This window comes from Streptomyces sp. TLI_185, from assembly GCF_003814765.1.
In the GTDB taxonomy this organism is placed as follows: domain Bacteria; phylum Actinomycetota; class Actinomycetes; order Streptomycetales; family Streptomycetaceae; genus Streptomyces.
This window is the reverse complement of sequence record NZ_RKRB01000001.1, coordinates 3,614,509-3,627,180: the sequence shown is the minus strand read 5'-3', so window position 1 is coordinate 3,627,180 and position 12,672 is coordinate 3,614,509. Positions and strand designations below refer to the sequence as shown.

Here is a 12,672-nt window from a genome sequence, read left to right as displayed (position 1 = left end):
CTCGGACCGTTGACTGCTGCTGTTCGCATATCTAGGCTCTGTCTCCATACATGGATGGCATCTACATGGGGAGACAGTGTGACGGGTGAGGCGGAGGCAGCTGTGCGGAGGCTGCGCGACGGGATGGAAAGAGGAGTGCTCTCCTTCCCGCTGACGTCCTTCCATGACGACGGCTCGCTCGACCCGGAGGGCTTCCGCGCCCATGTCGCGGCACAGCTGGCCACCGCCCCCGGCGCGGTCTTCCCCGCCTGCGGCACCGGCGAGTTCTTCTCGCTGGACGAGGACGAGTACCGGCAGGTCGTCACCATCGCCGTCCAGGAGGCGGGCGGGCGCCTGCCCGTCGTCGCCGGTGTCGGGTATGGCTGGGCGCAGGCCGCCCGGTTCGCCCGCATCGCCGAGGAGGCCGGCGTCGACGCACTGCTCGTCCTGCCGCACTACCTGGTCGCCGCCCCGCAGGAGGGCCTCGTCGCGCAGTTGGAGCAGATCGCCGCCCGCACCCGGCTGCCGCTCATCGCCTACCAGCGCGGCCAGGTCGCCTACACGGCAGCTTCCTTGCGGCGCATCGCGGCCATCCCGAACGTCATCGGCCTCAAGGACGGCCACAGCGACCTCGACCGCCTCCAGCGCCTGACCCTCGCCGCACCCGAGGGCTTCCTCTTCTTCAACGGCGCGTCCACCGCCGAGATCCAGGCCCGCGCCTACGCCACCGTCGGCGTCCCCGCCTACTCCTCCGCCGTGCACGCCTTCGCCCCCGAGATCGCGAACGCCTTCTTCGCAGCCCTGCGCGACGGCGACGGCGGTGACAACAAGGACACAGAGCGGCTGCTGCGCGACTTCTACGTCCCGCTCGTCGAACTCCGCGACCGCGTACCGGGATACGCCGTGTCGCTGGTCAAGGCGGCGGCCCGGCTGCGCGGCCGTCCCGTCGGCCCGGTGCGCGCCCCGCTCACCGACCCCTCGGCCGGCGACCTGGCCGACCTCGAAGCCCTGCTCACCACCGGACTCGACCTCGTAGGAGCCGCGCTGTGAACCTCACCATCGCCGACGTACGGCTGACGCCGATCCTGGTGGCCGACCCGCCGCTTCTCAACACGCAGGGCGTCCACCAGCCGTACACCCCGCGGCTGATCGTGGAGGTGGTGACGGCCGACGGGATCACGGGGGTCGGCGAGACCTACGGCGACACCAAGTACCTGGAGCTCGCCCGGCCCTTCGCCGGGAAGCTGAAAGGCCGTCAGGTCAGCGATCTGAACGGGCTGTTCGTGATCGCCGACGAGGTCTCCGTGGACTCGGCGCGGGTCCGGAACCAGGTCGACGTCGGCGGACTGCGCGGCGTACAGACCGCCGACAAGCTGCGGCTGTCCGTCGTCTCCGGCTTCGAGGTGGCCTGTCTCGACGCCCTCGGCAAGGCGCTCGGCCTGCCGGTGCACGCGCTGCTCGGCGGCAAGGTGCGAGACGCGGTCGAGTACAGCGCCTACCTGTTCTACAAGTGGGCCGACCACCCCGAGGGGGTGGCCTGCGAGAAGGACGACTGGGGTGCCGCCCTCGACCCGGCCGGGGTCGTGGAGCAGGCCCGGCTGTTCAAGGAGCGGTACGGGTTCACCTCGTTCAAGCTGAAGGGCGGTGTCTTTCCGCCGGACGAGGAGATCGCCGCCGTACGGGCTCTCGCTCAGGCGTTTCCCGGCCACCCGCTGCGGCTGGACCCCAACGGTGCCTGGTCCGTGGAGACGTCGTTGAAGGTGGCCGAGGAGATCGGGGACGTCCTCGAATACCTGGAGGACCCGGCGCTCGGCACCGCCGCCATGGCCGAGGTCTCCGCCGCCACAGGCGTGCCGCTCGCCACCAACATGTGTGTGACGACCTTCGCCGAGATCAAGGAAGCGTTCACGCGGGACGCCGTCCAGGTGGTGCTGTCGGACCACCACTACTGGGGCGGGCTGCGCAACACGCAGCAACTGGCCGCCATCTGCCGCACGTTCGGAGTCGGGGTGTCCATGCACTCCAACACCCACCTGGGGATCAGCCTGGCCGCGATGACGCATGTCGCGGCCACCGTGCCGAATCTGCACCATGCCTGCGACTCGCACTATCCCTGGCAGTCGGAGGACGTGCTCAGCGCGCGGCTGACGTTCGACGGCGGCAAGGTCGCTGTCTCCGACGCGCCGGGGCTCGGTGTCGAGCTCGACCGCGCCAAGCTGCAGTTCCTGCATCAGCGGTGGCTGGACGACGACGGTGCGCTGCGCGAGCGTGACGACGCGGCGGCGATGCGGGTCGCCGAGCCGGGGTGGGTCACGCCGTCCGTGCCCCGCTGGTAGATCGCCCCCGCCGCCCTTACCCGTTCCCATCCCCAGGGGCTGCCGCCCCTTCGACCCCGCCAGGGGCTCCGCCCCTTGGCCCCGGCGGGGGCTGTGTCCCCTGCAGCCTGCTTCGGGGCTTTGGCCCTGGACTTGGGCGGGGGCTGCGTCCCCTGCACCCCGCTTCGGGGCGTCGGCCCCCGCACTCGCGCGGGGCTCCGCCCCGGACCCCGGTCGGCCTGAACGGCCTCGTCCTCAAACTCCCCCAGGCGGGTGCCCCCCAGACGGGCTGAGGGATGACGGCCGGCGTCAAGGGGGTGCGGCCCTGGTGGGTGGGTGGGGGATGGGGATGGCGGTGGCGGCCTCAAACGCCGGACGGGCTGGTTCTGGCCACGTCGGCTGCCACGGCGCCCGGGCGCCCGCGGCGTGAGCGGCGGCACACTGTCGGCGGGGTGGTGCACACTGGCCTGATCCGCACCATGTCAGGGAGTGCACCGTGAGCGCGTCCAACGGAAAGGGACCAGCACCCATCACAGCGGGACCGGAGTGCCAGGCCCAGGTCGACCCCCTGGCCGTACTGCGCACACCGGACGATCCCCCCTGGGACGTGTATCTCACCGGGCCCGTCTTCCTCGACATCATCTTCACCGGGCTCGACTCCGCTCCGGTCCGCGGCACCGAGTCCTGGGCACGCGGGATGGGGTCGAGCCCCGGCGGCGTCGCCAACATGGCCACCGCACTCGCCCGCCTGGGCCTGAGGACCTCCCTCGCGGCGGCCTTCGGCGACGACCACTACGGGGAGTACTGCTGGGACGCCCTGGAGCAGGGCGAGGGCATCGACCTCTCCGCCTCGCGCAGGGTCCCCGGCTGGCACTCCTCGGTCACCGTGTCGATGGCGTACGAGGGCGAGCGCACGATGGTCTCCCACGGCCACGAGCCGCCCCCCGAGACCGTGTTCAACCAAGGGGGCGCCCCCGACTGCCCGCCCCGCGCGCGTGCCGCCGTCGCCTCCCTCACCCCCGGCAGGCGCGCCCCCTGGATCGCCCAGGCCGCGCACCACGGCACCCGGATCTTCGCCGACGTCGGCTGGGACGAGACCGGCGCCTGGGACCTGGCGGGCCTGACCGACCTCGAACACTGCGAGGCCTTCCTGCCGAACGCGGAGGAGGCGATGCGGTACACGGGCGCCGCCTCCCCGCGCGCCGCCGCCCACGCCCTCACCGAGCACGTTCCGCTCGCGGTGGTCACCCTCGGCGCGGAGGGGGCGTATGCGGTGGACCGACGGACCGGGGAGACGGCCGAGGTGCCCGCCATCGCTGTGGAGGCCCTGGACCCGACCGGCGCGGGCGATGTGTTCGTCGCGGGTTTCGTCACCGGCACGCTGGCGGACTGGCCACTGGCGGACCGGCTGGCCTTCGCGGGGCTGACGGCCGCGCTGTCCGTCCAGGAGTTCGGGGGATCGCTGTCGGCCCCGGGGTGGTCGGAGATCGCGGCTTGGTGGCGGAAGGTGCAGTCGGTGGCGGGGCAGGACCGGGCGGCGCTGCGGAGGTACGCGTTCCTGGAGCGCCTGATCCCACAGGAGGAGGCCGCGAGGCCGTGGCCGCGGCGCAGGGCTGTCCCGACGATCGGGTTCAGATCGGCCTGAGCACTGCGAGCGGGTGTGAAACAGCGCCTGCCGAAAAGGCCTACGGCGTTGTCAGTCCCCCGGCGTACCCTTGAAACCGCCAGGGCAGCCCAAGTGGCTGGCGTGCCGTTTCGAGGAGGACGAGCAAGGCCTACAGAGCCGGCCCATGACTCAGACACCCACAGCTCACACCCCCGCGCAGGGGCAGGCGAGAGCACAGTTCACCGTCCCCGCCCAACACCCCATGGTGACCGTTCTGGGGTCCGGCGATTCCCTTCTGCGCGTGATCGAGAAAGCCTTCCCGGCGGCCGACATACACGTCCGGGGCAATGAGATCAGCGCCGTCGGCGACTCCGCGGAAGTCGCCCTCATCCAGCGCCTGTTCGACGAGATGATGCTGGTGCTCCGCACCGGGCAACCGATGACGGAGGACGCAGTGGAACGCTCGATTGCCATGCTCAGAGCGAGTGAGAACGGGGAGGGCGAAGGCCAGGAGACCCCGGCCGAGGTCCTCACCCAGAACATCCTCTCCTCGCGCGGCCGCACGATCCGCCCCAAGACCCTCAACCAGAAGCGGTACGTCGACGCGATCGACAAGCACACGATCGTCTTCGGTATCGGCCCCGCCGGCACCGGCAAGACGTACCTGGCCATGGCCAAGGCGGTGCAGGCCCTGCAGTCCAAGCAGGTCAACCGCATCATCCTGACCCGGCCCGCGGTCGAGGCGGGCGAGCGGCTCGGCTTCCTGCCCGGCACGCTCTACGAGAAGATCGACCCGTATCTGCGCCCGCTGTACGACGCGCTGCACGACATGCTCGACCCGGACTCGATCCCCAGGCTGATGGCCGCGGGCACGATCGAGGTCGCGCCGCTCGCCTACATGCGAGGCCGCACGCTGAATGACGCCTTCATCATCCTGGACGAGGCCCAGAACACCTCGCCCGAGCAGATGAAGATGTTCCTCACCCGCCTCGGCTTCGAATCGAAGATCGTGATCACGGGTGACGTGACGCAGGTCGACCTGCCGAACGGGACGAAGTCGGGGCTGCGCCAGGTCCAGGACATTCTGGAGGGGCTCGACGACGTCCACTTCTCACGCCTGTCGTCCCAGGACGTCGTACGACACAAGCTGGTCGGCCGTATCGTCGACGCGTACGAGAAGTACGACAGCCAGCACGGCACCGAGAACGGCACCCACAAGGGCGGCCGGGGCAGGCAGTCCGGGCACAAAGGGAAGTAGACCGAGCAGCACCATGTCGATCGACGTCAACAACGAGTCCGGAACCGAGGTCGACGAGCAGGCGATCCTCGACATCGCCCGCTACGCACTCGCGCGGATGCGCATCCACCCGCTCTCCGAGCTCTCGGTGATCGTCGTGGACGCCGACGCCATGGAGCAGCTGCACATCCAGTGGATGGACCTGCCGGGGCCGACGGACGTCATGTCCTTCCCGATGGACGAGCTGCGTCCGCCGTCGAAGGACGACGACGAGCCCCCGCAGGGCCTCCTCGGCGACATCGTGCTCTGCCCGGAGGTCGCCAAGAAGCAGGGCGAGGAAGCGCACACCCAGCACTCCATGGACGAGGAGCTCCAGCTCCTCACCGTCCACGGGGTGCTGCATCTCCTCGGGTACGACCACGAGGAGCCCGACGAGAAGGCCGAGATGTTCGGTCTGCAGGCGGCCATCGTGGACGGCTGGCGCGCGGAGAAGGGCCTGACCGGTCCGTCCCCGGCCCCGACCGTCTCATGAGTCCCCAGATCGTCGCGGGCGCGATCGCCCTGGTCGTCGTGGCGTGGCTCGCCGCCTGTGCGGAGGCGGGCCTCGCCCGCGTCTCCAGCTTCCGCGCCGAGGAGGCCGTACGCTCCGGCCGGCGCGGCAGTGCGAAGCTCGCCCAGGTCGCCGCCGACCCGACCCGCTATCTCAACGTGGCGCTGCTGGTCCGCGTCGCCTGCGAGATGGCGGCCGCGGCCCTGGTGACGTACGCCTGTCTGCAGCAGTTCTCCGGCACCACGCGCGCCCTGCTGGCCGCGATCGGCGTGATGGTCCTGGTGTCGTACGTCGCCGTCGGTGTCTCGCCGCGCACCATCGGCCGCCAGCATCCGCTGAACACGGCCACCGCGGCGGCGTACATCCTGCTTCCGCTGGCGCGGATCATGGGCCCGATCCCGTCCCTGCTCATCCTCATCGGCAATGCGCTGACCCCCGGCAAGGGTTTTCGCCGCGGCCCGTTCGCGTCCGAGGCGGAGCTGCGGGCGCTCGTCGACCTTGCCGAGGCGGAGTCGCTGATCGAGGACGACGAACGCCGCATGGTGCACTCGGTCTTCGAGCTCGGTGACACCCTCGTACGGGAGGTCATGGTCCCGCGCACCGACCTGATCGTCATCGAGCGGTACAAGACGATCCGCCAGGCCCTGACCCTCGCCCTGCGCTCGGGTTTCTCGCGCATCCCGGTCACCGGGGAGAGCGAGGACGACATCGTCGGCATCGTGTATCTGAAGGACCTGGCCCGGAAGACGCACATCAGCCGGGACGCCGAGAGCGAGCTGGTGTCGACGGCCATGCGGCCCGCCGCCTTCGTGCCCGACACCAAGAACGCCGGCGATCTGCTGCGCGAGATGCAGCAGGACCGCAACCACGTCGCCGTCGTCATCGACGAGTACGGCGGCACGGCCGGCATCGTCACCATCGAGGACATCCTCGAGGAGATCGTCGGCGAGATCACCGACGAGTACGACCGTGAGCTGCCGCCGGTGGAGGACCTCGGCGAGGACCGTTACCGGGTCACCGCCCGCCTCGACATCACCGACCTCGGCGAGCTGTACGGGCTCGACGAGTACGACGACGAGGACGTGGAGACCGTCGGCGGTCTGCTCGCGAAGGCGCTGGGCCGGGTGCCCATCGCCGGGGCGTCGGCGGTCGTGGAGGTGCCCGACGGGCGCGAACTCCGACTGACCGCGGAGGCCGCCGCCGGCCGCCGGAACAAGATCGTGACCGTGCTCGTGGAGCCCGTTGATCCGACGGATCTGCAGGAGGAGGCGAAAGAGGAGTGAAGCCCGAGGAACTGCGCGGCTTCTGTCTGTCCTTCAACGCGGCGGTGGAGGACTTCCCCTTCGCCCCGGACATCTCGGTCTTCAAGGTGCTGGGCAAGATGTTCGCCCTCAGCTGGCTGGACTCCCGTCCCCTCACGGTCAACCTCAAGTGCGACCCGGAGGACGCCATCCGGCTCCGTACCGAGTACGAGGGCCTGATCATCCCCGGCTACCACATGAACAAGCGCCACTGGAACACCGTCACGGTCGACGGCGAGCTCCCCGACCGGCTGGTACGGGAGCTCATCGAGGACTCGTACGACCTGGTGGTGGCCGGGCTGCCGCGCGCCGAGCGGCTCCGTCTCGACCGTTCTTGAGTACGTCCGCGTATGGTCGTCGTGCAGTACGGGATCCGGCCGGGAGCTGTGCACCCCGTGGCCGGATGGGGCCGGTGGCGATACGTATGCTCGGCTCATGACCGACAGCAACGCGCTTGACCCCGAGGACCGCAAGATCGTCACCCTGGCCCGTTCCGCGCGGGCCCGCAACGGTGTGCCCGAGGGGGCTGCCGTACGGGACGAGACGGGCCGTACATATGTCGCCGGGACGGTCGACCTGGCCTCGCTGAAGCTGAGTGCGCTGCAGACGGCGGTGGCCATGGCGGTGGCGTCCGGGGCGAAGTCCCTGGAGGCAGCGGCCGTGGTGACGGAAGCCGAGTCGGCCTCGGTACAGGACCTGGCTGCCGTACGGGATCTGGGCGGGGCTGGGACGCCGGTGCTCGTCGCCGGGCCCGACGGAACGGTACGGACCACCGTCACCGCAGGCTGAAAACCGGCCGCTTCAGAGCCGTCCGGAATTCACCCTTGCCGTTTCTTCACCTCACGGGCATCAATGGAACCGGTAGTTCCGACGGACCGTCAGATTCACCCCCACCCCCCACCGGCGCCCCGCACCGCGCCTGCCGGCTGTCCGTACGGACCTCTCCCATCCATCGCCACATGGCAGTTCCCAGCTTCGGGAAGGGAGCCGGATCCCCATGAGAGCCAAACGAATAAGCACAGGTGCGGCCATGGCGGTGGGGGCCCTCGCGGCCGCCTCGCTCGCGTTCGCGCCCAGCGCCCTCGCCGTCACTCCGCAGTCGGCGACGATCACCGCCGACTGCGGAAGCTTCGGCGGCGGAGAGGCCACGCTCACGGCCACCCAGGACGGCACGGCGGCCACCATCACCGTTACGTCGTCCGCCATCACCGCGCCGATCGCCCTGTCGCAGGACTCGATCTCCTCCACCCTGACCATGGTCAAGGCGAGCGGCGGCACCACCGCCTTCACCGGCACCAAGAACCCGGCGATGGCTGCCGGCGACCCCGTCACCGTCGGCCCGCTCTCCGGCACCGTCGCCTCCGGGGACAGCCTGGAGGCCTACGGCGGCTCGCTGCAGATGACCGTCTTCGGCATCACCATCACCTGCACCGCGGCAGGCGCGCAGTCGCCGGGACCGTTCGTGTTCGACTGAGCCACAGCCGATGGACCGTCAGTTCTTGGGAGGCGCACAGGAACTGACGGTCCATCAGTTCATTTCGGCTTCTCCATTGACTTCTCACGCAATCCCCACATCAATGCCCCCAGTGAGCGCAGAAGAGAGGGGGCACACCCATGGGTTCGACAACCCGAAGACGCCGCTGGGCATCGTTGCTCGGTGGGACCGTGCTCGCGGTCACCGCGGGTGGCGCGCTGGCCTGTCCGGCCGGTGCCGCCACCAACGTGGACTTCGCCACGCACTGCATCCCGCCCGCGGTCGCGGGCATCCCGCCGATCGACGGTACGACGACCGCGAGTATCGCGGTGGACAACGCCAGTCCGAAGGTCGGCGACACCGTCACCGTGACCTACACGGTCGTCAAGCCCGCCGCCAGCAATCCCACCGCCATCGCCCTGCCGGCCGACATCATGACTCCCACCGGCAAAGTCACCCTCGGCGGTGCGCAGACGGGGGACGTGACGGTCGCCGGGCCCAAGAAGAACGACCCGGTGCCGGGCAACGGCGCCTTCCCGTCGTTCTCCATGACCGGAACCTTCAAGGTCACCACCGCCGGTTCGATCACGCTCTCGCCGGGCGACTACAACATCCACACCAGCTACATCCTCGAGCTGGACACACCGTGCACGGTGACCAACCCGCCCGCCCCGGTCTCCCAGAGCATCACGGCGACGGACGCCACCCCGGTCAACAACCGTGCCATCTCGCTGGGTTCGGCCTCCGGGAACGCCGGTGACAGCGTCACCGTCAACGGCAGCAACTTCACGGCGGGCGCGACCGTCACCCTCGCCGGGCGCTCCGGGGACACCCAGACCGCGGACAAGGCGACGGTCACCGCCGCCGCCGACGGCTCCTTCAGAGGCTCCCTCGTCGTCAACGACAAGACGACGACGGGCGTCGTGGCGTACGAGGGAAGCGCGTGGAGCGCCGGCAAGGGGGCCGGGCCCGCGGCCTACGTCGTGAACGACACCACCCCTGTTCCCGCCGGCAGCCAGAAGGTCACGACCACGGTGAAGGCGGGCACGCTGTCCATGTCCCAGGCCGGGGACTCCGTCGCCCTGTCGGCGGTCGACTTCGGCAAGGGCGGGGCCTCGACCGGTGCCCTCAGCACCGTCACCGTCAAGGACTTCCGCGGCGGACCCGCGGGCTGGTCCCTCACCGGCAAGGTCACCGACTTCACGGGCCCCGGCGCCAAGATCGATGCCGGCAAGCTGAGCTGGACCCCTGCCTGCGCCACCAAGGCGGGCAGCCCGAGCACCTGCCAGGCCGGTTCGGCGGGCACGGTGGGCAGTTCGGGAGCGACCCTGGCGTCCACCCCCAACGGCACGCTGACCGGCGGCGAGTTCACGGCGGGCGCCGGGCTCTCCCTGGACGTACCGGCGTTCACGCCTCCCGGTTCGTACTCGGGCGTGCTCACCCTGACGCTCAGCTGACCGTACGGGCGTCCGCACCCGCCCGTCCATCCCGTACACGTGGGGGGTCCGCACCCATGAGAAAGCTCTACGTCCTCCTCCTGGGCCTGTTCCTGGCCCTCTTCGTCGCGCCCGCACTCGCGCACGCCGCCGACAACGGCAGCTGGTCCGTGTACCCGGCCTCCTCGAGGGTCGCCGCCCGCCCGTACTTCTACCTCTCCGCCGACCCCGGGACGACCATCGAGGACAAGGTGGTCGTGGCGAACAGGACCGGGCAGCCGCTGAGCTTCCGGTTGTATGCCGCCGACGCCTACAACACCCCCCGGGACGGCGGTTTCGCCGTCAGGACGGTGAAGGAGAAGCAGCGGGGCGTCGGAGCCTGGGCGAAGCCCGCCACGTCACGCGTGATGGTCCCGGCGCAGGGCAAGGTCACCGTCCCCTTCACGCTGCACGTGCCCGAGGGCGCCGAACCGGGCGATCACCCGGGCGCGCTCGTGGCCCTCGACGAACGGATCGACAAGGGCGACGGCTCCCTCGCGCTCGGTGTGCAGAGGGCGGTCGGCGCCCGCGTCTACCTGCGCGTCGGCGGCCCGACCCTCCCCGCGATCGCCGTGGAGAACGTCCACGTCGTCCACCACCAGCCGCTCGTCCCGGGCCTCGGCGACAGCACGGCGACCATCTCCTACACCCTGCACAACACCGGCAACGTCACCCTCGACCCGAAGGTGGAACTGCGCGCCAAGGGCCTGTTCGGCCGTACGCTCCTGTCCCGCAACCTCTCCCGCATCCCCTCCGAGCTGTTGCCCGGCCAGCGCGTCCACCTCAGCGAACCATGGCATGGGGCGCCCCAACTCGACTGGGGCGACGTGACGTTGACGGCGAGCGCGACGGACACGCGGAACTCGGAGAGTGCGTCCTTCTTCGCGCTGCCGTGGCCGGCGGCGATGGTCCTGCTCGTGGTGGCGGTCGCGGGAGTGGTCCTCGTGGTCAGAGCGCGTCGGGGCCGCGCTCTCCCGTCCGTACCCGTACGACCGTCTCGACCGGCAGCGCCCACACCTTCCCGTCCCCGATCTTCCCCGTCTGCGCGGCCGTGACGATCGCGTCGATCACGGCGTCCGACTCGGCGTCGTCGACCACGACCTCGATACGGACCTTGGGGACGAGGTCGACCTGGTACTCGGCGCCGCGGTACACCTCGGTGTGGCCGCGCTGCCGGCCGTACCCGCTGGCCTCGGTCACGGTCAGACCGTGCACGCCGAGTTCCTGGAGGGCGGTCTTCACCTCGTCGAGGCGGTAGGGCTTGACGATCGCGGTGATGAGCTTCATGCCTGGCTCTGGACCTTCTGCGCGGGGGAGAGGATGGAGGACGAGACCGGGGCGCCGTGGCCCAGGACGCCGTGATCGTATGCGGTCTCGGCGTGCACCGTAAGGTCCAGGCCGGTGTGCTCCTGCTCCTCGCTGGCGCGCAGGCCCATCGCCTTGTCGATCAGCTTGCCGATGCCGTATGTCACGAGGAAGGCGTACGCGGCCACGACGACCACGGCCACCAGCTGCTTGCCGAACTGGGAGAGCCCGCCGCCGTAGAGAAGACCCTCGGTGCCACCGGTCATGGCCTTCTCCGCGAAGACGCCGATGAGGAGCGTGCCGATGATGCCGCCGACCAGGTGGACGCCGACGACGTCGAGCGAGTCGTCGTAGTTCAGCTTGAACTTCCAGCTCACGGCGTACGAGCAGACGACGCCGGCGGCGAGGCCGACGACCAGGGCGCCGAGCAGGGAGACCGAGCCGCAGGAGGGCGTGATCGCGACCAGACCGGCGACCGCGCCGGACGCGGCGCCCAGCGTGGTCGGATGCCCGTCGCGCTTCTGCTCGACGAAGAGCCAGCCGAGCAGGCCGGTGCAGCCGGCGGCGAGGGTGTTGAGGAAGGCGGCCGCGGCAAGACCGTTCGCGCCGAGGGCCGAGCCCGCGTTGAAGCCGAACCAGCCGAACCAGAGCAGGCCCGCACCCAGCATCACCATGGGCAGGTTGTGCGGGCGCATCGCGTCCTTCTTGAAGCCGAGCCGCGGGCCGAGGACCAGGCAGAGGGCCAGGCCCGAGGCGCCGGATGTGATTTCCACCGGGAGTCCGCCCGCGAAGTCGAGGGCGCCGAGGCGGTGCGCGATCCAGCCGCCGGGGCCCCACACCCAGTGGGTGACGGGAACGTATACGAGCAGCGCCCAGACCGGGACGAACACCAGCCAGGCCGCGAACTTCACGCGGTCCGCGATCGCGCCGCTGATGAGGGCGGCCGTGATGATCGCGAAGGTGAGCTGGAAGGTGGCGAAGAGGAGGGTGGGGACGGTGCCCTGCACGCTGCCGGGCCCGAGACCGGCCATCCCGGCGTGCTTCAGGCCGCCGATGAGCCCGCCGCCGATGTCGTCGCCGAAGGCCAGCGAGTAGCCGACGGCCAGCCACACGACCGTGACCAGGGCGATCGATACGAAGCTCATCATCAGCATGTTGAGGACGCTCTTCGTGCGGACCATGCCGCCGTAGAAGAGGGCGAGGCCCGGGGTCATCAGCAGGACGAGGGCGGTGGCGGCGAGCAGCCAGGCGGTGTCGCCGGTGTCTGCGTGCGCTGCGGCGAGGGTCGTCACGTCGTCTCCATCGAGGTGGGGGCTCGTCAGAGGGTCAACGCCGTGCGTTTCCAGTTCTGCACGGGCGTGTTTCCGTGATGTTTCGTTGCGTGGAGGTTTCCTGAATCTCACAGTGTGGGCGGTGGTCGCTCGGTTGTG

13 protein-coding genes are annotated in these 12,672 nt (G+C 70.2%); 11 read left to right on the top strand and 2 right to left on the bottom strand.

Going from position 1 to position 12,672, the window contains the following annotated elements; translation table 11 throughout:
• Positions 1-54: 54 nt before the first annotated feature.
• The 11 genes from EDD92_RS16555 (at position 55) to EDD92_RS16505 (ending at position 10,992) form a co-directional block, all read left to right on the top strand.
• The gene (locus tag EDD92_RS16555) at positions 55-1,029 is read left to right on the top strand and encodes a 5-dehydro-4-deoxyglucarate dehydratase (protein ID WP_185124037.1); all 975 of its coding nucleotides are present in this window, start codon (positions 55-57) and stop codon (positions 1,027-1,029) included.
• Entirely contained in the window at positions 1,026-2,315 is a 1,290-nt protein-coding gene (locus tag EDD92_RS16550) for a glucarate dehydratase family protein (RefSeq protein ID WP_123965041.1), read from the top strand. The genes EDD92_RS16555 and EDD92_RS16550 overlap by 4 nt, the downstream gene beginning before the upstream one ends.
• A 475-nt stretch (positions 2,316-2,790) precedes the next feature.
• Positions 2,791-3,939 carry a carbohydrate kinase family protein gene (locus EDD92_RS16545; RefSeq protein ID WP_123965040.1) on the top strand — a complete coding sequence of 383 codons (1,149 nt, stop codon included), beginning with the start codon at positions 2,791-2,793 and terminating at the stop codon, positions 3,937-3,939.
• A 145-nt stretch (positions 3,940-4,084) separates the two neighbouring features.
• Positions 4,085-5,158 carry a PhoH family protein gene (locus tag EDD92_RS16540; RefSeq protein WP_123965039.1) on the top strand — a complete coding sequence of 358 codons (1,074 nt, stop codon included), beginning with the start codon at positions 4,085-4,087 and terminating at the stop codon, positions 5,156-5,158.
• Positions 5,159-5,171: 13 nt separating this feature from the next.
• The gene (ybeY, locus tag EDD92_RS16535) at positions 5,172-5,669 is read left to right on the top strand and encodes an rRNA maturation RNase YbeY (RefSeq protein ID WP_030934120.1); all 498 of its coding nucleotides are present in this window, start codon (positions 5,172-5,174) and stop codon (positions 5,667-5,669) included.
• Positions 5,666-6,970 (top strand): hemolysin family protein, encoded by a 1,305-nt coding sequence (locus EDD92_RS16530; protein WP_123965038.1) that lies wholly within the window; start codon positions 5,666-5,668, stop codon positions 6,968-6,970. The genes ybeY and EDD92_RS16530 overlap by 4 nt, the downstream gene beginning before the upstream one ends.
• Positions 6,967-7,326 carry an MmcQ/YjbR family DNA-binding protein gene (locus EDD92_RS16525; protein ID WP_123965037.1) on the top strand — a complete coding sequence of 120 codons (360 nt, stop codon included), beginning with the start codon at positions 6,967-6,969 and terminating at the stop codon, positions 7,324-7,326. Before EDD92_RS16530 ends, EDD92_RS16525 begins: the two co-directional genes overlap by 4 nt.
• A 97-nt stretch (positions 7,327-7,423) precedes the next feature.
• Positions 7,424-7,777 carry a cytidine deaminase gene (locus EDD92_RS16520; protein ID WP_123965036.1) on the top strand — a complete coding sequence of 118 codons (354 nt, stop codon included), beginning with the start codon at positions 7,424-7,426 and terminating at the stop codon, positions 7,775-7,777.
• A gap of 208 nt (positions 7,778-7,985) precedes the next feature.
• The gene (locus EDD92_RS16515; protein WP_123965035.1) at positions 7,986-8,462 is read left to right on the top strand and encodes a hypothetical protein; all 477 of its coding nucleotides are present in this window, start codon (positions 7,986-7,988) and stop codon (positions 8,460-8,462) included.
• Between the two features lie 140 nt (positions 8,463-8,602).
• A complete protein-coding gene (locus tag EDD92_RS16510; protein WP_123965034.1) occupies positions 8,603-9,919 on the top strand; it encodes a beta-xylosidase in 1,317 nt (438 codons plus the stop codon).
• Between the two features lie 56 nt (positions 9,920-9,975).
• On the top strand, positions 9,976-10,992 hold the full coding sequence (locus EDD92_RS16505; protein WP_123965033.1) for a WxL protein peptidoglycan domain-containing protein: 1,017 nt from the start codon (positions 9,976-9,978) through the stop codon (positions 10,990-10,992).
• Here the strand turns inward: EDD92_RS16505 and EDD92_RS16500 are convergent.
• The gene (locus EDD92_RS16500) at positions 10,886-11,224 is read right to left on the bottom strand and encodes a P-II family nitrogen regulator (protein ID WP_123965032.1); all 339 of its coding nucleotides are present in this window, start codon (positions 11,222-11,224) and stop codon (positions 10,886-10,888) included. The genes EDD92_RS16505 and EDD92_RS16500 overlap by 107 nt on opposite strands.
• On the bottom strand, positions 11,221-12,534 hold the full coding sequence (locus EDD92_RS16495) for an ammonium transporter (RefSeq protein WP_123965031.1): 1,314 nt from the start codon (positions 12,532-12,534) through the stop codon (positions 11,221-11,223). Before EDD92_RS16495 ends, EDD92_RS16500 begins: the two co-directional genes overlap by 4 nt.
• Positions 12,535-12,672: the final 138 nt, after the last annotated feature.

Coding starts and splice junctions, on each gene's coding strand:
- EDD92_RS16515 (WP_123965035.1), top strand. CDS start 7,986: ATGAGAGCCAAACGAATAAGCACAGGTGCGGCCATGGCGGTGGGGGCC.
- ybeY (WP_030934120.1), top strand. CDS start 5,172: ATGTCGATCGACGTCAACAACGAGTCCGGAACCGAGGTCGACGAGCAG.
- EDD92_RS16555 (WP_185124037.1), top strand. CDS start 55: ATGGCATCTACATGGGGAGACAGTGTGACGGGTGAGGCGGAGGCAGCT.
- EDD92_RS16540 (WP_123965039.1), top strand. CDS start 4,085: ATGACTCAGACACCCACAGCTCACACCCCCGCGCAGGGGCAGGCGAGA.
- EDD92_RS16530 (WP_123965038.1), top strand. CDS start 5,666: ATGAGTCCCCAGATCGTCGCGGGCGCGATCGCCCTGGTCGTCGTGGCG.
- EDD92_RS16510 (WP_123965034.1), top strand. CDS start 8,603: ATGGGTTCGACAACCCGAAGACGCCGCTGGGCATCGTTGCTCGGTGGG.
- EDD92_RS16520 (WP_123965036.1), top strand. CDS start 7,424: ATGACCGACAGCAACGCGCTTGACCCCGAGGACCGCAAGATCGTCACC.
- EDD92_RS16505 (WP_123965033.1), top strand. CDS start 9,976: ATGAGAAAGCTCTACGTCCTCCTCCTGGGCCTGTTCCTGGCCCTCTTC.
- EDD92_RS16500 (WP_123965032.1), bottom strand. CDS start 11,224: ATGAAGCTCATCACCGCGATCGTCAAGCCCTACCGCCTCGACGAGGTG.